This window comes from Serratia sp. L9 (assembly GCF_050632285.1).
GTDB lineage: Bacteria > Pseudomonadota > Gammaproteobacteria > Enterobacterales > Enterobacteriaceae > Chania.
Map to the genome: position 1 here is coordinate 2,360,809 of NZ_CP192591.1, position 20,910 is coordinate 2,381,718.

17 protein-coding genes, 2 tRNA genes, 3 rRNA genes and 1 pseudogene are annotated in these 20,910 nt (G+C 50.9%); 11 read left to right on the forward strand and 12 right to left on the reverse strand.

The features are described from left to right. Positions 1–61 precede the first annotated feature (61 nt). Both tilS and ACQ86O_RS11190 read left to right on the forward strand, forming a co-directional pair. On the forward strand, positions 62–1,375 hold the full coding sequence (gene tilS, locus ACQ86O_RS11185) for a tRNA lysidine(34) synthetase TilS (protein WP_431225264.1): 1,314 nt from the start codon (positions 62–64) through the stop codon (positions 1,373–1,375). Between the two features lie 22 nt (positions 1,376–1,397). After that, positions 1,398–1,712 carry a c-type cytochrome gene (locus ACQ86O_RS11190; RefSeq protein WP_431225265.1) on the forward strand — a complete coding sequence of 105 codons (315 nt, stop codon included), beginning with the start codon at positions 1,398–1,400 and terminating at the stop codon, positions 1,710–1,712. A gap of 51 nt (positions 1,713–1,763) precedes the next feature. Here ACQ86O_RS11190 and rof read toward each other — a convergent pair whose 3' ends face one another. From rof to ACQ86O_RS11205, 3 genes are all read right to left on the reverse strand, one after another. Further along, on the reverse strand, positions 1,764–2,027 hold the full coding sequence (rof, locus tag ACQ86O_RS11195; RefSeq protein ID WP_431225266.1) for a Rho-binding antiterminator: 264 nt from the start codon (positions 2,025–2,027) through the stop codon (positions 1,764–1,766). A gap of 458 nt (positions 2,028–2,485) precedes the next feature. Next, positions 2,486–2,998 (reverse strand): recombinase family protein, encoded by a 513-nt coding sequence (locus ACQ86O_RS11200; protein WP_431225267.1) that lies wholly within the window; start codon positions 2,996–2,998, stop codon positions 2,486–2,488. Between the two features lie 592 nt (positions 2,999–3,590). Beyond that, positions 3,591–3,791: a YaeP family protein gene (locus tag ACQ86O_RS11205; protein WP_431225268.1), complete on the reverse strand. Its 201-nt coding sequence runs from the start codon at positions 3,789–3,791 to the stop codon at positions 3,591–3,593. Between the two features lie 203 nt (positions 3,792–3,994). Here ACQ86O_RS11205 and ACQ86O_RS11210 point away from each other — a divergent pair, with 203 nt between their 5' ends. From ACQ86O_RS11210 to nlpE, 3 genes are read left to right on the forward strand one after another with little or no spacing between them, the layout of a single operon-like run. After that, positions 3,995–4,543 (forward strand): YaeQ family protein, encoded by a 549-nt coding sequence (locus ACQ86O_RS11210; protein WP_431225269.1) that lies wholly within the window; start codon positions 3,995–3,997, stop codon positions 4,541–4,543. Between the two features lie 3 nt (positions 4,544–4,546). After that, positions 4,547–4,960, forward strand: coding sequence for an alternative ribosome rescue aminoacyl-tRNA hydrolase ArfB (gene arfB / locus ACQ86O_RS11215; protein ID WP_431225270.1), 414 nt, complete (start codon positions 4,547–4,549; stop codon positions 4,958–4,960). 55 nt (positions 4,961–5,015) lie between these two features. Continuing rightward, positions 5,016–5,702 carry an envelope stress response activation lipoprotein NlpE gene (gene nlpE, locus ACQ86O_RS11220; protein ID WP_431225271.1) on the forward strand — a complete coding sequence of 229 codons (687 nt, stop codon included), beginning with the start codon at positions 5,016–5,018 and terminating at the stop codon, positions 5,700–5,702. 49 nt (positions 5,703–5,751) lie between these two features. On the opposite strand, the gene ACQ86O_RS11225 is transcribed toward nlpE, so the two are convergent. The 7 genes and pseudogenes from ACQ86O_RS11225 to metN all read right to left on the reverse strand — a co-directional run bounded on the left by ACQ86O_RS11225 (position 5,752) and on the right by metN (position 12,364). Beyond that, complete coding sequence (locus ACQ86O_RS11225; protein WP_431225272.1) at positions 5,752–6,618, reverse strand: YaeF family permuted papain-like enzyme; 867 nt, start codon at positions 6,616–6,618, stop codon at positions 5,752–5,754. A 78-nt stretch (positions 6,619–6,696) separates the two neighbouring features. Next, on the reverse strand, positions 6,697–8,415 hold the full coding sequence (gene proS, locus ACQ86O_RS11230) for a proline--tRNA ligase (protein ID WP_431225273.1): 1,719 nt from the start codon (positions 8,413–8,415) through the stop codon (positions 6,697–6,699). 120 nt (positions 8,416–8,535) lie between these two features. Continuing rightward, positions 8,536–9,242: pseudogene (tsaA, locus tag ACQ86O_RS11235) on the reverse strand (tRNA (N6-threonylcarbamoyladenosine(37)-N6)-methyltransferase TrmO). Further along, entirely contained in the window at positions 9,239–9,643 is a 405-nt protein-coding gene (gene rcsF / locus ACQ86O_RS11240) for an Rcs stress response system protein RcsF (RefSeq protein WP_431225274.1), read from the reverse strand. Before rcsF ends, tsaA begins: the two are co-directional and overlap by 4 nt. Before the next feature lie 114 nt (positions 9,644–9,757). After that, entirely contained in the window at positions 9,758–10,573 is an 816-nt protein-coding gene (locus ACQ86O_RS11245; protein ID WP_431225275.1) for a MetQ/NlpA family lipoprotein, read from the reverse strand. A 113-nt stretch (positions 10,574–10,686) separates the two neighbouring features. Next, positions 10,687–11,340: a methionine ABC transporter permease MetI gene (locus ACQ86O_RS11250; protein ID WP_431225276.1), complete on the reverse strand. Its 654-nt coding sequence runs from the start codon at positions 11,338–11,340 to the stop codon at positions 10,687–10,689. Further along, positions 11,333–12,364: a methionine ABC transporter ATP-binding protein MetN gene (gene metN, locus ACQ86O_RS11255; RefSeq protein ID WP_431225277.1), complete on the reverse strand. Its 1,032-nt coding sequence runs from the start codon at positions 12,362–12,364 to the stop codon at positions 11,333–11,335. The genes ACQ86O_RS11250 and metN overlap by 8 nt, the downstream gene beginning before the upstream one ends. 232 nt (positions 12,365–12,596) lie before the next feature. On the opposite strand from metN, the gene gmhB reads away from it, so the two are divergent. From gmhB to rrf, 6 genes are all read left to right on the forward strand, one after another. Beyond that, the gene (gmhB, locus tag ACQ86O_RS11260; RefSeq protein ID WP_431225278.1) at positions 12,597–13,160 is read left to right on the forward strand and encodes a D-glycero-beta-D-manno-heptose 1,7-bisphosphate 7-phosphatase; all 564 of its coding nucleotides are present in this window, start codon (positions 12,597–12,599) and stop codon (positions 13,158–13,160) included. Between the two features lie 402 nt (positions 13,161–13,562). Further along, positions 13,563–15,104: ribosomal RNA gene (locus ACQ86O_RS11265) — 16S ribosomal RNA — on the forward strand. Between the two features lie 74 nt (positions 15,105–15,178). Continuing rightward, positions 15,179–15,255: transfer RNA gene (locus tag ACQ86O_RS11270), tRNA-Ile, on the forward strand. A gap of 149 nt (positions 15,256–15,404) precedes the next feature. Further along, positions 15,405–15,480 (forward strand) — tRNA-Ala (locus tag ACQ86O_RS11275). Positions 15,481–15,824: 344 nt separating this feature from the next. Next, a 23S ribosomal RNA gene (locus tag ACQ86O_RS11280) occupies positions 15,825–18,732 on the forward strand. A 106-nt stretch (positions 18,733–18,838) separates the two neighbouring features. Further along, positions 18,839–18,954, forward strand: a 5S ribosomal RNA gene (rrf, locus tag ACQ86O_RS11285). Together the 16S, 23S and 5S rRNA genes with 2 tRNA genes alongside form the textbook arrangement of a ribosomal RNA operon. A gap of 90 nt (positions 18,955–19,044) precedes the next feature. Here rrf and ACQ86O_RS11290 read toward each other — a convergent pair. After that, positions 19,045–19,377 (reverse strand): YfiM family lipoprotein, encoded by a 333-nt coding sequence (locus ACQ86O_RS11290; protein WP_431225279.1) that lies wholly within the window; start codon positions 19,375–19,377, stop codon positions 19,045–19,047. A gap of 76 nt (positions 19,378–19,453) precedes the next feature. Further along, entirely contained in the window at positions 19,454–20,809 is a 1,356-nt protein-coding gene (gene pssA / locus ACQ86O_RS11295; RefSeq protein ID WP_431225280.1) for a CDP-diacylglycerol--serine O-phosphatidyltransferase, read from the reverse strand. Between the last annotated feature and the right edge of the window lie 101 nt (positions 20,810–20,910).

The window sequence follows — 20,910 nt, forward strand, 5'->3', positions numbered from 1 at the left end:
CTTGATTGATGGCGGTGGGCTGGTTAACGTGCAGCTATGTGGACGTGACTAAGCCCAATCAATGAAGACCAATCAGCTCCTTGCACAAATCTCAGACCTTCTGCAGGCGGAACGCCAAATGTTAGTGGCTTTCAGCGGCGGCCTGGATTCCAGCGTTCTGTTGCATTTGCTGATGCTATTGCGCCAGCGGCAACCTGATATCGCACTGCGTGCAGTGCATGTTCACCATGGCCTGAGCCGTTTTGCGGATGGCTGGGTGGCACATTGCCAACAACAATGTGAACTCTGGCAGATCCCTCTGGTAGTTCAGTATGTGCAACTGGATGGTCGCCCAGGGGGCATCGAGGCGGCAGCAAGAGCGGCCCGTTACGCTGTATTCAGTGAAACGCTGCAGGTGGATGAAACCTTGCTGACCGCCCAACATCTTGATGATCAATGTGAAACCTTCCTGCTGGCCTTAAAGCGGGGGAGCGGCCCTGCTGGGCTCTCTGCCATGGCAGCTCAAGCCCGATTGGGTAACAATCCGTTGTTGCGCCCTTTATTGGGGATCTCACGTCAGCAATTGGAAGTTTACGCACAGCAGCATCAGCTCAATTGGATCGAAGATGACAGCAATCAGGATCCTCGTTTCGATCGCAATTTCCTGCGCCTGAACATTTTGCCGCCGTTGAATGAACGTTGGCCACATTTTGCGGCGGCAACCGCGCGCAGTGCCAGCCTGTGTGCCGAGCAGGAGCAACTGCTGGATGAGCTGTTGGCCGAGCCGCTGGCCCAATTGTTGTGCCAGGAAAACTCGCTGGAAATAGCCGGGCTACACTCTTGTTCCCCAGCTAAACGTTATGCTTTGCTACGCCGTTGGATCGCGATGTTCGGTGTAACCATGCCTGCGCGTGATGGGTTGCAGAGACTTTGGCATGAAGTTGCCCTCAGCAAGGCCGATGCCGAACCGCAATTACAGCTCGGAGATTATCAGATACGCCGCTTCCGGCAGCGTCTATATCTGCCGCCACCGCTGGCCGATCTGAGTGAAAAGCGGTTATCTTGGTCAGGTAAAACTCCACTGCCGTTGCCGGATGGGTTGGGGGAGTTGTTGGGCGGTGAAGGTGAGTATCAGGTACGTGCCCCGCAAAAGCATGAACAGATCACTGTACGTTTCGCGGCTAAGGGCCGGGTACGTATCGTTGGCCGTGCCGGTTCCAGGCCCATAAAAAAACTGTGGCAGGAATTGAACATCCCACCGTGGCAGCGCGACCGTACTCCATTGATCTACTATGATGATCGGCTGATCGTGGCCGTTGGCGTATTTATTACCGAAGACGGTCAGGTGGCTGCAGGGGAGCAAGCCTGGCGATTTGGCTGGAAGAAAAAACAATAACAATCTGCTGTGAGGAACAATAATGAAAATTGTGAGCGTAATGGTGGTGTTAGCAGGCGTGTTGAGTTTTTCCGCTCTGGCTGCGGGCGATCCCGCGGCGGGCAAAAGTAAATCAGCCACTTGCCTGGCCTGTCACGGGGCGGAAGGTAAAATTTCGGTGCCGATGTACCCGAATCTGGCCGGGCAGAATGCCATGTACCTTGAGCATTCCTTACAGGCTTATAAGAAAGGAGAGCGTTCTGGCGGGCAGGCTGAAGTTATGAAGGCATATGTATCAGGTTTGTCAGATGACGATATCGCCGATTTGGCAGCGTATTACGCCAGTCTGAAGCCCTGAATGACGAGGGCAGCCATTGGCTGCCCTGTAGGGATGGTGTTACCGCGGTTGTCAGTCGGAAAGACTCACGACGACGGTACCCATTTCTGGATGGCTGAAACTAAGGATGTGATCCAGACGCAAGCTGAGAACTTTACCGGCCTGGTCGATAAGCAGGTATTCAACGCCCTTGGTAAATTTCAGCTCGGTGGCTTTGCCTTCGAGTTTTTCTCCGTCGCGTAACTCCAGCTTCAGAATGTAGTTATGCTGACAGGCGAGTTCCAGGCTTTCATAGTCATCGCAATTGATGGATTGATACTCATCACTCATCAACATAATGTCTCCAATAATAAGTAATTGTAAAATCAATGACTTATGTTATTTTACCCATTAACGGCCTACGAAACAGTGTAGTCGTTACTCCTATTTTAAACTCTACACTAAATCTTGTAGGAGCGACAGGTAGGATAGGGTTACTGAGACAGTTCTGTCAGAAATGCTTTGAAAAGCGGGCTGGGGTGATTTTGGGAGTAGTTCGACCTAAACCACACTGCCAGATCAAAATCATCAAGATTGTTTGAATAAATCAAAAATGGTTGAAAATTGCTCATTTGAATGGTTCTGAACATCCAAAATCAAATATTGTCCGAGTGATTAACAAAACTAAAAATTATTTAAATAGCAACGTCTATTTTGAAACGAAATTATTTAATAAGCTATATTTAGCGATAGTCAGCTCATGAATGTATTAGGCAACAGAACAGATCTGAATGTACTCGATGGAAATAAGGTTTCTATACATGGTTGTAAATTACCTTTTCAATAAAATAATACCGAATGGATTTTGCTGTGCATGTCTTAATCTCTTTGCGTTTGGAACAATAAAGTCGTTTATAAGTGATTTTTCCCTTATATGTTTGCTTTATTACACCTACAGCCGCACCACATAGTCCACAAGAACTGATACCACTAAAAAGGTTATTCATGCTCTCCGTTGGCTTGTGTTTTACTAATGGTTGTGACGAGCTCTTGATATTTTGAACGCGAGAGAATTGCTCATCGCTGATTATCTGGGGATATAAACGCATATCCTGTCTGCTTTTGTTTGTTGAAACCAACCAGCCAATAACACGTTTATCACTTAGGAGCCTGTTCACGTTTTGGGGATACCACTCGGCATTACCGATTAGCATTCTCTTCGAGTTTAATTCTCTGGCGATAGTCGTGCTACCAACTCCTTCGCAGAAACGATTAAAAATACAGTTAATGATATTAGACTCAGGCTTTACCTGATATTTATTGTCCATTAGGTCAATCCATTTAGGAACACGCTTAGTTAAGACGTCAGTGCCTTTTTTAGCTGCCTCGTAGCGTTCTTCCCAATTATCAATAGACAGGTTTTGCTTGTGTACTGATTCTCTATTGGCATGTGTTAGGCTGCTCGATAATTCCTCAAGATTGAGATTTTCAGTGAAAACTGTGCTGGTTTCTACTTTATGAATGCGTACCTGACCTTCAGTAACTAATGATAAAAAGTTTAATGCTGATCTTGCAGGTATTGCTCAACTGAATCGATCCACGTTTTCAATCAATAGGCATGAATTTTTATGCTTCCCAGCTTTTGCTTCCTATATGAACTCGGCTAATACACCTTCCTTAAAGTTATAACCCTTGAATGCAGATTGGCCGGGTTGTAGCATCCATGAAAAATTGTCAGTTGATAACTGATATCCAAGGTTTTTTGGGTCTTTATAGTTTTGAATATATTTAAGCAGCATTTTTTGCTGCCTAGACATACCGTTACCGTCCAGTTGCTTTCCTGACGGCGATTGACGGTAACTGTATGTTTTAGTTATAATTTTTGGTTCATTTTTAAAGTGGCATTTAGGGATGTTTTAGCTAATTATCAACATGGTCGCTCACCAATAAGTTAGCGGCGGCAAACGCCGCCTGTTCCCTGACGGAGGACGGAAGCTCGCTGTTCGCTGCAACTTCGTCCAATGCCTTTAAGACACATGCGAGTGCATCAGGCACGTAGCCAAGATCTCCACTGCCGATCTCGGCGTAAAAACGGCGTACTAACTCACAGTATTGTTGCACGGTTTCCTCCCTTAAGAATCTCTGCATTATCACTGTGCAGGTTACGATGAGGCACAGACTCTCGGAGATTGATTCTATTCTGGATGACTATAGCACAGGAATAATGGAGTTATTAGCACCTCTTATTGGCTTTCGAGCCCCTCACGCTGGCTGTAGGCCAAGCTTATCAAGTACAATATTGCCTGCTAATAATGAGGTTACCCATGGCGCTGAAAGCGACAATTTACAAAGCCACGGTCAATATCGCTGATATGGACCGCCACTTTTACCACGATACGACGCTCACGCTGGCCCAGCATCCTTCAGAAACCGAACAGCGCATGATGCTGCGCCTGCTGGCATGGATTTGCCATGCCGATGAACGCCTGACTTTTACCAAGGGCCTCAGCGCGGAGGACGAGCCAGAGATCTGGCGACGCAACGATCACAACGGGCTGGAAATGTGGATTGAACTGGGCCTGCCGGACGAGAAGCGCATTAAAAAGGCCTGTAACCAGTCACCCCGTGTGGTGCTGTACGCTTATGGTGAGCGTGCCGGGCATGTCTGGTGGCAATCCATGCAGAGTAAGGTGGCTAACCACAAAAACCTAAGCATTCGTTTTCTTGATGATGAACAATTGGCACGCTTGGCCGCCTTGGCCAGCCGTAATATGACGCTGCAGGCAACCTTGCAGGAAGGCACCATCTGGCTTTCTGATGTTGAGAATAATCTGGAAATTCAGTTTGCCGAATGGCAGCAGGCGCAGGAATAACCGGTGCTGGAACTGTCAAGAAACGTAGCGATACCGGACAACGAAATAGAGTTAACGGCGATCCGCGCCCAGGGTGCGGGTGGTCAGCATGTGAATAAAACCTCAACGGCGATTCATTTGCGCTTTGACATCCGGGCGTCCAGCCTGCCAGAGTATTATAAAGAAAGATTGCTGGCGCTTAATCATCATCTTGTTACCGCCGATGGTGTGGTCATTATCAAAGCGCAGGAATACCGTAGTCAGGAATTAAATCGTGAAGCGGCGCTGGCCAGGCTGGTGGCGCTGATTCAGCAAGCGATGGTGGTTGAAAAGACGCGCAAGGCAACCAAGCCCAGTAAAGGGGCTAAATTACGCCGTCTGGAAGGCAAGGTACGCAAAGGCGCTACCAAAGCATTACGCGGTAAGGTACGCCCCTAGGAACCTGTCTGGCACCACGCTGTGGGTATAAATGGAACACAGCAGGAGAGTAAGTGTGAAGAAAATAACAATCGCCCTGTTTTTAGCGGCAGGCGCCCTTTCGTTGCTGGGATGCAATAATCATTACCAGCCGAAAGAACAACCGCTTCAACCGATGCAGCAGAGTTATCAGGGCCTATTGCCTTGTGCTGACTGCAGCGCTCTGGATACCTCGTTATTCCTGGATGAAGATGGAACCTTTATTCTGCAGGAAACCTATCGTGGTGCTAAAGGCGGCGACCAAACCTTTGCCAGTTACGGTAAATGGGCGCGTACGGCAGATAAACTGGTGCTGACCGAAAGCAACGGCGAAAAACGCTATTTCCACCCTGAAGGCAAGTATTTGAGAATGCTTGACCGCAACGGGGCACCGATTGTTTCACGGCTGAATTATGTGCTGGCGCCGGTGACGAAATCATTGCCGAAAACACCGATGCCGCTGGAGGGGCTTTATACCTACATGGCAGATGCTGCGGTATTCCAGGATTGTGCGACCGGCAAAACTTTCCCGGTGGTAAACAATCTTGCGCTGGAGAAAGGATATATGCAGGCTCGCAGAGCTCCGGGTGAACCGGTATTCCTGATGCTGAATGGCCATTTCAGCGTACAGCCTTCCATGGAGGAAGGGCAGATGGAAAAAGCGCTGGTGCCTGAGCCGGGCGGCAAAATCACCTTTGATAGCAGCAGGGGATGCGGTAACTGAGCCAATAACCAAGGCCTCATCATTTATGATGGGGCCTTATTATGATGCATCAGAATACTGTGGTCTTCATTTCTGCCGGAGAGGGGAGCGCCGTTTCAGGAGTTTTATTGTTGGCTAATGCCTTGGCGCGTAAATAGATACCTGGCTTGATATGGCCAACATAGCTCAGCGACTCGTTAGGGGCCATCGTGGCAATATCACCTTCCCGCATATGCAGTAAATCCCCTGGGCTGACCCAGCCAGATGAAGCCACCGTGAGAGGGTGCCCTGCCTGCTCAAAGGCGGCGAGCACAAACTGCGAACAGAAATAGCTGGATTCGTCGGTACCGGTTGGCGTACGTAGCTGGGCCGCAGCCAACCCTTGTACACATTGCTGGCGGAAGTCTTTCGAGAAAGGATTTAACGAGCAAAGCTGTTTGGTCAACATAAAGGGCATCATTTCGACAATCCCTTGATAGTTATATTGGCTACCTGCTTTCTGTTGGGCAAATTGACGAATTTTATCGGTCTGTTCGGGGGTCAACCCCGGCATGCGCAAAGCGAACAGCTTATCACTATGGGCTCGCGTGTCCTCCAGGCTGACAATTTGTACGCCATCGCCCACCGCTTCGGCAACCTGGCCTTGGCCAATATAGATAGCGACATGGCTGACGGAAGATGCACTGAATAAGCGGATCCCCAGTGACGTTATGCCGATGGTGGAAGAAAACAGCAGATCCCCTTCCTGCAACTGTGTTTCATCAACTTCGCGGAAGGTGTCCCGTGGTGCTGAACTCATGGACTGGAACTGGATATTTACGGGATGGAGCGGAGTGTGTTTCTCTTTTTCAGACAGTGCAATATCCATAGTACAGCCGGTGAGCAAAGTGGGCAGCAGTATGAATAGCGAGATAGCTGAGTTGTAGGATAACGGCATTTCTTAATCCCTTAATCGTATGCTTCCTTAGCAAAACACCCCGCTTGGCAGGGTGTTTTTTGTACCGCTCTGATGATATCAGCGTTTGATTTGCGCTAACAGGAAATCAACGATTTCACCGGTTCTGATCATCTGCTTCTCACCAATGCGGCGGTTTTTATATTCAATTTCTTCGCTATCGAGGTTACGGTCACCGATCACGATGGAGTGCGGCACGCCGATCAGTTCCATATCGGCAAACATCACGCCTGGGCGCTCTTTGCGATCGTCGAGGATCACGTCGATGCCGTGTGAACGCAGCGTGCCATACAGCTCTTCGGCCAATGCTTGCACACGGAATGATTTGTGCATATTCATTGGCAGAATGGCAACCTGGAACGGAGCAATAGCGTCCGGCCAGATAATGCCGCGATCGTCGTGGTTCTGTTCGATAGCTGCAGCAACCACGCGCGTGACACCGATGCCGTAACAGCCCATGGTCAGTACTTGATTGCGGCCATCTTCACCCTGCACGGTGGCTTTCATCGCCTCCGAGTACTTGGTACCCAGTTGGAATATGTGGCCAACTTCGATACCGCGCTTGATCAGCAGTGTTCCTTTACCATCCGGGCTGGCGTCGCCTTCTACCACGTTACGGATATCGGCAATCTGCGGTAACGGCAAATCGCGCTCCCAGTTGATACCGAAGTAGTGTTTACCGTCGATATTGGCACCGGCAGCGAAATCACTCATCGCTGCTACGCTACGATCGATAACCACGGGGAGTGGCAGATTAACCGGGCCAAGAGAGCCTGGGCCAGCGCCAACGAGAGCGCGGATCTCTTCTTCCGTGGCGAAGGTCAGTGGAACCGCTACCTGTGGCAGCTTCTCGGCCTTGATTTCATTCAGTTCGTGATCGCCACGCACCAACAGGGCAACCAGCTTGTGGCCGCTCTCTTCATGGGCGTGTACCATCAGGGTTTTCACCGTTTTTTCAACTGGCAATGAGAACTGTTCTACCAGTTCGGCGATGGTTTTGGCGTTTGGCGTATCGATGATGCGCAGTTCTTCGCTTGCGGCACCACGTGGTTGTGCCGGGGCTACGGCCTCGGCCAGTTCAATGTTGGCGGCATAATCGGAGCCGGTAGAGAAAACGATATCATCTTCACCGCTATCTGCCAGAACCTGGAATTCGTGTGATGCACTGCCGCCAATAGAACCGGTGTCGGCAAGTACTGGGCGGAAATCCAGCCCCATGCGGTTGAAGATCTTGCTGTAAGCTTCGTACATTGCGTCGTAGGTCGCTTGCAGGGATTCCTGAGTGGTGTGGAACGAATAAGCATCCTTCATCAGGAATTCACGTGAGCGCATAACGCCAAAACGTGGGCGCACTTCATCGCGGAATTTGGTCTGGATCTGGAAGAAGTTCAGCGGTAACTGTTTGTAGGAGCTGATTTCATTGCGGATCAGATCGGTGATCACTTCTTCGTGTGTCGGGCCAAGCACAAACGGACGATCGCCGCGATCAACAAAGCGCAGTAATTCCGGGCCATACTGCTCCCAACGGCCGCTTTCCAGCCACAGATCTGCGGGCTGGACTACCGGCATGGAAACTTCGATCGCATTAGCATTGTTCATTTCTTCGCGAACGATGTTTTCAACCTTCTTCAGAACACGCAGACCGGTCGGCAACCAGGTATAAAGACCGGAGGCCAGCTTGCGGATCATCCCGGCGCGTAGCATCAACTGGTGGCTGATCACTTCGGCGTCGGCAGGTGTCTCCTTCAATGTGGAGAGCAGATATTGGCTAGTACGCATGGTGTTTGGTTCCGTTAGAACTGCAAATTACATCGGGCTGCCAGGGGCGGCAGCCAAAATTTTCAAAAGTGGCTTAGTTTACCAGCGCAAGCCGGTTGTCAAAAGAGAGATGACGGAATTTTAACGGGCGTCGAGCGACAACACTTCGGTTTGACTGCCAACGATCCGCCAGCGCACATTGAACTCTAACAACCATACCGCATATTCGCGCCCATTATCTTCATCTTTTCGATAGGCAGGACGCGGATCTTGTGCCAGAACCTGCGTAACGAAGCGGCGCAAATTAGGATAGCGCCGCTGTTGTTGCCGCAACTGTTCTTCCGCCTGGGCAGAGAAGTAAACGGGCATATCGCCGGCCGGGGCCGCCTGAGCAAATCCGGCCCGTGCTTGCGGATGGCTCTCCGCAAAGGGCAGATAGGGTTTGATATCGACCACTGGCGTGCCATCTACCAGATCCAGACTGCCTAGCTCCAGCACCACTTCGCTCCCTTGAATGCGTATACCTTTCAGCTCGATCAATGACATACCCAGCGGGTTAGGGCGAAAGGTGGAGCGTGTGGCAAATACGCCCATACGCGCATTCCCCCCAGGCGCGGCGGGCGCACCGTAGGCCGCCAGCCTCCCTCCATGGTCTGATGGAAAACAAACATCACCCACAGATGGCTGAATTCGCTGAGGCCACGTACCGCTTCGGCCTGGTTGTAAGGCGGTAGCAACAGCAGCTCTCCGCCCCCGTCTTCAACTAACCCCGGTTGGCGGGGAACAGCGAATTTCTCTTTATACGGTGAGCGGATAGTGCCGATCTGGTTAAAAACAAATTCGGTCATTTGGCGGAGACGTTTAGAGCCGAACCTTGGCAAACGGCCTGTTGATAACAACCGGCAACGCCGCTGATTATCTGACAGTCGTGCAGTAACACCGCATTGGCTTTCATGTAGGAAGCACGGACCTGCATACGCTTACGGGCTGTCGCCAGATTCGGTGGAGAATCCTGAACCGTAGTCTGGCAGGATTCGCCGGAAACTTCGCCTAAGTCACGGAAAGGTTTACCGACCAGTTCTTCTGCACTTTTGTACAGTTTTACCGGGGCCGGACGTGCCGCCGGAGTGGCTTTTACTGGCGCCGCAACTACCGGGGCCGCTGTGCTGTTTGTTGTGGATGGGGCTGTGGGCCTGGTGGAACATCCAGTTAGCGCAAGAGCTAACAAACAGAGAGATAAAATACGCATTGAGATTCCCTGCCTTTTTATAAAAGTGGCGCTATTGAAGCAATCTCTGGCGCAAATAACAAGACGGGCCGGAGCCCGTCTTACAATTATCGGAATAAAATGGCTAATGAACGATTACCAGCCTTTTACTGCGCCACCGTTAAAGATCTTGTTGGCGGCTTCGTTAACTTCGTCAGACTGGTAAGCCTGAACGAATTTCTTAACGTTTTCAGCGTCTTTATTGTCTTCACGCGCAACCATAATGTTGACGTAAGGTGAGTCTTTATCTTCAACAAACAGGCCGTCTTTGGCTGGAGTCAAACCAATCTGGCTGGCGTAAGTCGTGTTGATGATGGCCAGAGCGATTTGCTGATCGTCCAGTGAACGTGGCAGCTGTGGAGCTTCCAGCTCAACCAGCTTCAGGTTTTTCGGGTTCTCGGTGACATCCAGCACGGTTGGCAGCAGGCCGACACCGTCTTTCAGCTTGATCAGACCCTGTTTTTGCAGCAACAGCAGCGAACGGCCCAGGTTGGTTGGATCGTTTGGCAGAGCGACTTGTGAACCTTCCTGCAGTTCGTCCAGAGATTTGATCTTTTTAGAGTAACCGGCAATCGGGTATACGAAGGTATTACCAACAGAAACCAGCTTGTAGCCGCGATCCTTGATCTGCTGATCCAGGTAGGGTTTGTGCTGGAAAGCATTCAGATCGATATCACCTTTGCCTAGCGCTTCGTTTGGCAGAACGTAATCGTTAAAGGTAACCAGCTCTACGTCCAGGCCATACTTCTCTTTTGCTACTTTCTGCGCCGCTTCAGCCACTTGCTGTTCAGCACCGACAATAACGCCCACTTTGATATGGTTTGGATCTTTTTCATCCTGGCCGCAGCCAGCCAGAGCCAGAGTACCGATCAGTGCGCCGATTGCCGCGATGGATTTAAATTTTAACGACATAACCCTTCCTCATTAGACTCGCATATGAAATACGCTTTACTCTTTATTTTTCAAGGCACAGCATCGCTGCGTCATGAAGCCTTTCAAGTAGTTGTGAGCGCGTTGGTAAAAAACTATTTATGTGTAACGGCCTTAACGATACGGTCGCCACTGAACTGGATCAGATACACCAAAACAACCAGTAATATTAATACAGTATTCATCACTGTCGCGTTATAACCAATGTATCCATACTGATAACCAATTTGACCTAAACCGCCTGCACCTACGGCACCCCCCATCGCCGAATAGCCCACCAGGGTAATCAACGTAATGGTTGCGGCGTTTACCAAACCAGGCAGCGCTTCAGGAAGCAGTACTTTCTTGATGATCTGCATTGGTGTAGCGCCCATGGCGCGAGCAGCCTCAACCAAACCGGACGGGATCTCCAACAGGGCGTTTTCTACCATACGGGCGATGAACGGAGCGGCACCGACCGTCAGCGGAACGATAGCCGCCTGCAAACCGATAGACGTACCTACGATCATGCGGGTAAACGGGATCATCCACACCAGCAAGATAATGAACGGGATGGAACGGAAAATGTTCACCAACCCGGACAGCACCTTATATAACGTGTTGTTGGCAATGATTTGCCCTGGGCGAGTGACATATAGCAGCACACCGACCGGCAAACCGAGCACGAAACCGAAGAAGCCGGAGACAAAGGTCATCATGACGGTTTCCCACACGCCACGAGCCATTAACCACATCATTGCCTCAGACATAACCCAGAACCTCTACTTTTACCTGATTTTCTTGTAGGAATTTAATCGTTGCCAGTGCGTCTTCGTCGGAACCATGCAATTCGGCCAGCATTACCCCGAATTTCACACCGCCAGCGTAGTCCATCTGTGCGCTGATAATATTGTTATTCACGTTAAAGCGGCGAGCGGCTTCCGACAGCAATGGCGCATCAACTGACTGACCAGTGAATTCCAGACGCAGCAGTGGCTGACGGCCCCCGGTACGATCGGGTACCAGACGTTTGGCATAGTTATCTGGAATATCCAGATGCAGCGTGGATTGAATAAATTGTTGTGCCAATGGTGTCTTGGGATGTGAGAACACCTCACTCACGCTGTCTTTCTCAATCAGTTGGCCCTGGCTGATAACCGCAACCTGGTCGCAGATACGTTTAACCACGTCCATTTCATGAGTGATCAACAGAATGGTCAGCCCCAAGCGGCGGTTGATGTCTTTCAGCAGTTCCAGAATCGAACGGGTGGTGGCTGGGTCCAGCGCGCTGGTCGCTTCGTCGCACAGCAGAACTTTAGGGTTGCTGGCCAGTGCGCGTGCGATAGCTACACGTTGTTTTTGGCCACCGGACAGGTTGGCCGGGTAAGCATCGTGCTTGTCTGACAGACCGACCAGCTCCAGTAACTCGGTAACGCGTTTTTTGATTTCCGCACGTGGCGTGTTGTCCAACTCCAGCGGCAGGGAGACATTACCGAATACCGTGCGTGAAGAGAGCAGGTTAAAGTGCTGGAAAATCATCCCGATCTGACGGCGTGCTCGCGTCAGTTCGCTTTCAGACAGGGAGGTCAGTTCCTGCCCATCGACCAGCACGGTACCTGATGTTGGGCGCTCAAGCATGTTGGCGCAACGGATCAGCGTACTCTTACCAGCGCCTGAGGCACCGATAACGCCATAAATTTGTCCGGCAGGGACGTGGAGAGTCACGTCAGAGAGTGCGCTGATGGTGCGCGATCCCTGCTGGAAGACTTTGGTGATGTTAGAAAGTTTAATCATATTCTTCTTATTTTTTATACTCTAAGCGTTTCAATTTGCAGTTTGAAAGGCGACGAGTGTAGCGTGGTTGCCCGTGGCTAGATAAAAGTAAACCTTGGCCGGAGCCAAGGTACGGATCAGATGTTAAGGCGTCTAGACGTCCAAGTCAACGTCAACGCGACTCTTCACCGTTCTCAGTCTTCGCTAAAACATGCGATACTGTGCCGGTTTTCAGGTCTTCAGGAGCATACCGGTGACACAACGCGTTCCAGCAATATTTTTAGATCGTGATGGCACGATTAATATCGATCATGGATACGTCCATGAAATAGATGATTTCCAATTTATAGATGGTGTGATTGACGCATGCCGTGAACTGAAAAAAATGGGCTTCGCGCTGGTGCTGGTTACCAACCAGTCCGGTATTGCTCGTGGCAAATTCAGCGAAGAGCAGTTTATGCGCCTGACGGAATGGATGGACTGGTCGCTGGCTGACCGTGATGTCGATCTGGACGGCATCTATTTCTGCCCGCATCACCCTGAAGCTGTAATAGAAGAATATCGGCAAGTCTGTGATTGTCGCAAACCACAGCCTGGCATGTTACTGCTGGCGCAAAAAGAACTGAATATCGATATGGCCGCTTCTTATATGGTGGGCGATAAAATTGAAGATATGCAGGCTGCCGCCGCAGCGGGTGTGGGCACTAAAGTGTTGGTGCGTACCGGCAAGCCGGTCACCGAAGAAGGTCAGAAAGCGGCAGATTGGGTGCTAAACAGCCTGCAAGAACTGCCTGAGACGATTAAAAAGCGGATTTAACCAGCGTTATGCATGAATAGTGAGCGGTCGGAAGAAAAGTGAATATTATCCCTTGTCATTCTGAATCAGCTCCCTATAATGCGCCTCCATCGACACGGAACATGTGAACAACTTCACAGAGTCTCCGGGGGTCGCAGAGAAAAACCTGAAATTAAGGTTGACTCTGAAAGAGGAAAGCGTATTATACGCCACCTCGAGTTAGCAAGCGAAAGCGCGTAACTCACTGCTCTTTAACAATTTATCAGACAATCTGTGTGGGCACTCACAAGACGATATCCAGCCACCTCGGTGGCAAAAAAATATCAAGTCTTGAAGAGTGACCAAGCAGTAATTCATGCGAATGAATTATTACGAAAGTTAATTTTCGAGCATCGCTGCACGAGTTGCAGCAAATCAAGCTTTTAATTGAAGAGTTTGATCATGGCTCAGATTGAACGCTGGCGGCAGGCCTAACACATGCAAGTCGAGCGGTAGCACAGGAGAGCTTGCTCTTTGGGTGACGAGCGGCGGACGGGTGAGTAATGTCTGGGAAACTGCCCGATGGAGGGGGATAACTACTGGAAACGGTAGCTAATACCGCATAACGTCTTCGGACCAAAGTGGGGGACCTTCGGGCCTCACACCATCGGATGTGCCCAGATGGGATTAGCTAGTAGGTGGGGTAATGGCTCACCTAGGCGACGATCCCTAGCTGGTCTGAGAGGATGACCAGCCACACTGGAACTGAGACACGGTCCAGACTCCTACGGGAGGCAGCAGTGGGGAATATTGCACAATGGGCGCAAGCCTGATGCAGCCATGCCGCGTGTGTGAAGAAGGCCTTCGGGTTGTAAAGCACTTTCAGCGAGGAGGAAGGGTTCAGTGTTAATAGCGCTGGGCATTGACGTTACTCGCAGAAGAAGCACCGGCTAACTCCGTGCCAGCAGCCGCGGTAATACGGAGGGTGCAAGCGTTAATCGGAATTACTGGGCGTAAAGCGCACGCAGGCGGTTTGTTAAGTCAGATGTGAAATCCCCGAGCTTAACTTGGGAACTGCATTTGAAACTGGCAAGCTAGAGTCTTGTAGAGGGGGTAGAATTCCAGGTGTAGCGGTGAAATGCGTAGAGATCTGGAGGAATACCGGTGGCGAAGGCGGCCCCCTGGACAAAGACTGACGCTCAGGTGCGAAAGCGTGGGGAGCAAACAGGATTAGATACCCTGGTAGTCCACGCTGTAAACGATGTCGACTTGGAGGTTGTGCCCTTGAGGCGTGGCTTCCGGAGCTAACGCGTTAAGTCGACCGCCTGGGGAGTACGGCCGCAAGGTTAAAACTCAAATGAATTGACGGGGGCCCGCACAAGCGGTGGAGCATGTGGTTTAATTCGATGCAACGCGAAGAACCTTACCTACTCTTGACATCCACAGAATTCGCTAGAGATAGCTTAGTGCCTTCGGGAACTGTGAGACAGGTGCTGCATGGCTGTCGTCAGCTCGTGTTGTGAAATGTTGGGTTAAGTCCCGCAACGAGCGCAACCCTTATCCTTTGTTGCCAGCACGTCATGGTGGGAACTCAAAGGAGACTGCCGGTGATAAACCGGAGGAAGGTGGGGATGACGTCAAGTCATCATGGCCCTTACGAGTAGGGCTACACACGTGCTACAATGGCATATACAAAGAGAAGCGAACTCGCGAGAGCAAGCGGACCTCATAAAGTATGTCGTAGTCCGGATCGGAGTCTGCAACTCGACTCCGTGAAGTCGGAATCGCTAGTAATCGTAGATCAGAATGCTACGGTGAATACGTTCCCGGGCCTTGTACACACCGCCCGTCACACCATGGGAGTGGGTTGCAAAAGAAGTAGGTAGCTTAACCTTCGGGAGGGCGCTTACCACTTTGTGATTCATGACTGGGGTGAAGTCGTAACAAGGTAACCGTAGGGGAACCTGCGGTTGGATCACCTCCTTACCTAAAGATATTGGTTGAGTGCAGTGTCCACACAGATTGTCTGATGAAAAAGTAACGAGCAGGAAACCCTTTATAGGCTTGTAGCTCAGGTGGTTAGAGCGCACCCCTGATAAGGGTGAGGTCGGTGGTTCAAGTCCACTCAGGCCTACCAAATTTCTTCTCATGCTGCGTGATGTGCGCGGTTGTTTACCGAAGTAAACTGCCCTTTCACATGCCTTGCCTGAAAAGAAATTACATTTGCATTTTAAGGCGAATGTAACTCTCCGAGTGGTAAATAAAGGTTTCTGCCAGTGACTGTATGGGGCTATAGCTCAGCTGGGAGAGCGCCTGCCTTGCACGCAGGAGGTCAGCGGTTCGATCCCGCTTAGCTCCACCATATAGTCCTCGAATAATACTTCAGAGTGTACTGGCGACAGTATGCTGCGAAGTATTTTGCTCTTTAACAATCTGGAACAAGCTGAAAATTGAAACATGACAGCTGAAACTTATCCCTCCGTAGAACTATTGGGGTAAGCAGTAACCTGTCATAGAGTCTCTCAAATAATTGCAATGCGAAGGTCATCTTCCTTGTTGCAGTGTGAGCGAGAAGATACTCGGCAAGGCGTACCGCGCACAGCAACCGCAGTGGACTTAAGGTCCATGAGGATTGCGCGCACGGAACAACGCAGCAGAGTGTGTTCGCAGCCACACCAATAAAGAAAAGACACTTTCGGGTTGTGAGGTTAAGTGACTAAGCGTACACGGTGGATGCCTAGGCAGTCAGAGGCGATGAAGGGCGTGCTAATCTGCGAAAAGTGTCGGTAAGCTGATATGAAGCGTTATAACCGGCAATACCCGAATGGGGAAACCCAGTGCAATCCGTTGCACTATCGTATGGTGAATACATAGCCATACGAGGCGAACCGGGGGAACTGAAACATCTAAGTACCCCGAGGAAAAGAAATCAACCGAGATTCCCCCAGTAGCGGCGAGCGAACGGGGAGGAGCCCAGAACCTGAATCAGTTTGTGTGTTAGTGGAAGCGTCTGGAAAGTCGCGCAGCAAAGGGTGATAGCCCCGTACACTAAAATGCACAAGGTGTGAGTTCGATGAGTAGGGCGGGACACGTGACATCCTGTCTGAATATGGGGGGACCATCCTCCAAGGCTAAATACTCCTGACTGACCGATAGTGAACCAGTACCGTGAGGGAAAGGCGAAAAGAACCCCGGCGAGGGGAGTGAAATAGAACCTGAAACCGTGTACGTACAAGCAGTGGGAGCCCACTTTGTTGGGTGACTGCGTACCTTTTGTATAATGGGTCAGCGACTTATATTTTGTAGCAAGGTTAACCGTATAGGGGAGCCGTAGGGAAACCGAGTCTTAACTGGGCGAATAGTTGCAAGGTATAGACCCGAAACCCGGTGATCTAGCCATGGGCAGGTTGAAGGTTGGGTAACACTAACTGGAGGACCGAACCGACTAATGTTGAAAAATTAGCGGATGACTTGTGGCTGGGGGTGAAAGGCCAATCAAACCGGGAGATAGCTGGTTCTCCCCGAAAGCTATTTAGGTAGCGCCTCGTGAACTCATCTTCGGGGGTAGAGCACTGTTTCGGCTAGGGGGCCATCCCGGCTTACCAAACCGATGCAAACTCCGAATACCGAAGAATGTTATCACGGGAGACACACGGCGGGTGCTAACGTCCGTCGTGAAGAGGGAAACAACCCAGACCGCCAGCTAAGGTCCCAAAGTCATGGTTAAGTGGGAAACGATGTGGGAAGGCATAGACAGCCAGGATGTTGGCTTAGAAGCAGCCATCATTTAAAGAAAGCGTAATAGCTCACTGGTCGAGTCGGCCTGCGCGGAAGATGTAACGGGGCTAAACCATGCACCGAAGCTGCGGCAGCAACGCTTAGACGTTGTTGGGTAGGGGAGCGTTCTGTAAGCCGTTGAAGGTGGACTGTGAGGTCTGCTGGAGGTATCAGAAGTGCGAATGCTGACATAAGTAACGATAAAGCGGGTGAAAAACCCGCTCGCCGGAAGACCAAGGGTTCCTGTCCAACGTTAATCGGGGCAGGGTGAGTCGACCCCTAAGGCGAGGCCGAAAGGCGTAGTCGATGGGAAACGGGTTAATATTCCCGTACTCGGTGTTACTGCGAAGGGGGGACGGAGAAGGCTAGGCTAGCCGGGCGACGGTTGTCCCGGTTTAAGCGTGTAGGGGGTGTTCCTGGTAAATCCGGAATGCTATTAACCCTGAGGCGTGATGACGATGCACTACGGTGCAGAAGTAGTTGATGCCAAGCTTCCAGGAAAAGCCTCTAAGCATCAGGTAACATTGAATCGTACCCCAAACCGACACAGGTGGTCAGGTAGAGAATACTCAGGCGCTTGAGAGAACTCGGGTGAAGGAACTAGGCAAAATGGTGCCGTAACTTCGGGAGAAGGCACGCTGGCGCGTAGGTGAAAGGATTGACTCCTGGAGCTGAAGCCAGTCGCAGATACCAGCTGGCTGCAACTGTTTAATAAAAACACAGCACTGTGCAAACACGAAAGTGGACGTATACGGTGTGACGCCTGCCCGGTGCTGGAAGGTTAATTGATGGGGTCAGCCGCAAGGCGAAGCTCTTGATCGAAGCCCCAGTAAACGGCGGCCGTAACTATAACGGTCCTAAGGTAGCGAAATTCCTTGTCGGGTAAGTTCCGACCTGCACGAATGGCGTAATGATGGCCAGGCTGTCTCCACCCGAGACTCAGTGAAATTGAACTCGCTGTGAAGATGCAGTGTACCCGCGGCAAGACGGAAAGACCCCGTGAACCTTTACTATAGCTTGACACTGAACATTGAGCCTTGATGTGTAGGATAGGTGGGAGGCTTTGAAGTGTGGACGCCAGTCTGCATGGAGCCAACCTTGAAATACCACCCTTTAATGTTTGATGTTCTAACTCGGCCCCATAATCTGGGGTGAGGACAGTGTCTGGTGGGTAGTTTGACTGGGGCGGTCTCCTCCCAAAGAGTAACGGAGGAGCACGAAGGTTAGCTAATCACGGTCGGACATCGTGAGGTTAGTGCAAAGGCATAAGCTAGCTTGACTGCGAGAGTGACGGCTCGAGCAGGTACGAAAGTAGGTCTTAGTGATCCGGTGGTTCTGAATGGAAGGGCCATCGCTCAACGGATAAAAGGTACTCCGGGGATAACAGGCTGATACCGCCCAAGAGTTCATATCGACGGCGGTGTTTGGCACCTCGATGTCGGCTCATCACATCCTGGGGCTGAAGTAGGTCCCAAGGGTATGGCTGTTCGCCATTTAAAGTGGTACGCGAGCTGGGTTTAGAACGTCGTGAGACAGTTCGGTCCCTATCTGCCGTGGGCGTTGGAAGATTGAGAGGGGTTGCTCCTAGTACGAGAGGACCGGAGTGAACGCACCCCTGGTGTTCGGGTTGTCATGCCAATGGCACTGCCCGGTAGCTACGTGCGGAAAAGATAAGCGCTGAAAGCATCTAAGCGCGAAACTTGCCTCGAGATGAGTCTTCCCTGGGCCTTTAAGGTCCCTGAAGGAACGTTTAAGACTAAGACGTTGATAGGCTGGGTGTGTAAGTGCAGCGATGCATTGAGCTAACCAGTACTAATGAACCGTGAGGCTTAACCTTACAACACCGAAGGTGTTTTAGAGAGACGAGATTGATTTTCAGCGAAGTTCCGAGATTGGATTGGCTGGCATGACGAAAGTGATGCGGGTTGATGAAACAGAATTTGCCTGGCGGCAATAGCGCGGTGGTCCCACCTGACCCCATGCCGAACTCAGAAGTGAAACGCCGTAGCGCCGATGGTAGTGTGGGGTCTCCCCATGCGAGAGTAGGACACTGCCAGGCATCAAATAAAGCAATAAGCCCTACGTGAAAACGTAGGGCTTTTTGTTTTGCTTAATGGAAAACCGCCCCCATATTGACTTCCGAGCTACATCAGCGAGCCAGGTGGTAGATACTGTAGCCAGTCGCGGCACCGGCCACATCCCAGGCAAAGTCTTTCCAGCTCCAGCCAGTGCCACCTTCCCGGCTGTCATACAGCTCTTTTGCGGCCCCTAAACCAATCGAAAATAGCAGGCCAAAGCTGCGGCTGCGCGCCTCATTCCAGTTCTGACGATCGCCATAGGCGGCACCTGCGGCAGCAAAGGCTGCAGAGGCAACAAAGTGCTGGGTTTTGTCTTTCCCTGTCCAACGGTCATTAGCCATATGTGTACAGCCGCTGGCAAAGAACAAAACCGGCAGGAGAATAAGCAGGCGGAGAGCGCGCATGGTGAAAACATCCGGTTTCATGGCATACAAAAAAGCCCGACATTGCCGGGCTGTGCTGAAAATAATTATAGCGGTCTTAGAGTATACGGCTAATCAATCGGTCAATACGGATACGCCGTAGGCGGCGGATCAGCTTGCGGACCTTGACCGGATATTCCTGAATGCTTTGCAGTTCGAGGTAGTGGCCGACCACAGTCGTATGAGTACGGATCGTCTCAAGCTCTTTGTGGCGCTGTTCCCGCAATTCCTGTTTGGGATCATGGATCAGAATGGCATTCTCCAGATCCAGACGCCAGGCGCGTGGATTGAGATTATTACCGGTGATCAATTGCCATTGGTCATCCACCCACATCCCCTTCAGGTGATAGCTATTGTCGCCGTCTTTCCACAGGCGCACGATAAGCTGACCGGTATCCACATAGCGTTGCAGACGACTCAGGAAGCGGCGCAGGTTGATTTCATAAAGATAAGGCAACGCCCCGATAATCTTGAATGGCTGATCTTCAGGAATGTAGAAATCGTTGGCGGTTTTATCGCCCACGATGATTTCAACCTGCTTACCCTGGCGCAACAGATAAATGATATTGCGTACCAACAGGGCTGGCAGGTTGAAGTAAGGCGTGCACAGCGTCAGCTTCTGATCGGCACTGGCCATCAGATGGTGAATGGTTTTGTTCAGTATGCTCTGTTTGCCCAGGCCAACCAGTGGCGTAACCGCCAATTCATCGTTAGCGGCATGACCGTGGAATTGATAACCGGCACGACGCAGGCCAAAACGGAACATGCGAGTTTCGTTTTTGATTTCGGGGCTTTTTGGCCGGTCATCTCGATCAAGGCGTTGTACGGCACCAGCAGTTAACAAATTCTGTTTGATGTAATCACACAGGGTAACTGCCAGCAGGTTGTTGGTGATCAACTGATAGCGATCGTAACGGTATTTCTCATGTTGGTGCAGATAGACATCATTGATACTGGCACCGCTGTAGATAACGGTATCGTCAATGACAAAGCCCTTCAGATGCAGCACGCCCAAGGCTTCACGGGTATTGACTGGAACGCCGTAAACCGGAACGGAAACCTGCGGGTGCTGGGCAGCCATCGAGCAGTACCAATCTGCATTGGTATTGGCGGCAGCGGCACCGATACGCCCACGTTGTGCACGGTGCCAGTCAACCAGCACGCAAATTTCTAATTCCGGGCGCTGCTGCTTGGCCTGATATAGCGCATTGAGGATATCGCGCCCTGCATCATCATGCTCCAGATACAGCGCAACCAGATAAATGCGTGTTGTGGCATTGGCTATCGATTCCAGCAGCGTCGTGCGGAAATCGGATGGCGTGTAGAGGGTACGGACATCAGCAACCGTCTGGGGGAGTTTGGGCAGTTGTGCAAGGTGTTGTTGATGTTTGCTACGTTTAAATTTTGACAACATCACAGTGCGCTTCTTCTCTCATATTTGGATGGCCGGAACGCCACTTGCATTAAAACAATCCTTCGAACAATCGGACGATAATACCACTAGTTGTACTGATT

Excerpts from the sequence above, each read along its gene's own strand:
- tilS (WP_431225264.1), top strand. The coding sequence starts at position 62 with ATGAAGACCAATCAGCTCCTTGCACAAATCTCAGACCTTCTGCAGGCG.
- ACQ86O_RS11190 (WP_431225265.1), top strand. The coding sequence starts at position 1,398 with ATGAAAATTGTGAGCGTAATGGTGGTGTTAGCAGGCGTGTTGAGTTTT.
- rof (WP_431225266.1), bottom strand. The coding sequence starts at position 2,027 with ATGTTGATGAGTGATGAGTATCAATCCATCAATTGCGATGACTATGAA.
- ACQ86O_RS11200 (WP_431225267.1), bottom strand. The coding sequence starts at position 2,998 with ATGGACAATAAATATCAGGTAAAGCCTGAGTCTAATATCATTAACTGT.
- ACQ86O_RS11210 (WP_431225269.1), top strand. The coding sequence starts at position 3,995 with ATGGCGCTGAAAGCGACAATTTACAAAGCCACGGTCAATATCGCTGAT.
- ACQ86O_RS11225 (WP_431225272.1), bottom strand. The coding sequence starts at position 6,618 with ATGCCGTTATCCTACAACTCAGCTATCTCGCTATTCATACTGCTGCCC.
- proS (WP_431225273.1), bottom strand. The coding sequence starts at position 8,415 with ATGCGTACTAGCCAATATCTGCTCTCCACATTGAAGGAGACACCTGCC.
- rcsF (WP_431225274.1), bottom strand. The coding sequence starts at position 9,643 with ATGCGTATTTTATCTCTCTGTTTGTTAGCTCTTGCGCTAACTGGATGT.
- ACQ86O_RS11245 (WP_431225275.1), bottom strand. The coding sequence starts at position 10,573 with ATGTCGTTAAAATTTAAATCCATCGCGGCAATCGGCGCACTGATCGGT.
- ACQ86O_RS11250 (WP_431225276.1), bottom strand. The coding sequence starts at position 11,340 with ATGTCTGAGGCAATGATGTGGTTAATGGCTCGTGGCGTGTGGGAAACC.
- metN (WP_431225277.1), bottom strand. The coding sequence starts at position 12,364 with ATGATTAAACTTTCTAACATCACCAAAGTCTTCCAGCAGGGATCGCGC.
- ACQ86O_RS11290 (WP_431225279.1), bottom strand. The coding sequence starts at position 19,377 with ATGCGCGCTCTCCGCCTGCTTATTCTCCTGCCGGTTTTGTTCTTTGCC.
- pssA (WP_431225280.1), bottom strand. The coding sequence starts at position 20,809 with ATGTTGTCAAAATTTAAACGTAGCAAACATCAACAACACCTTGCACAA.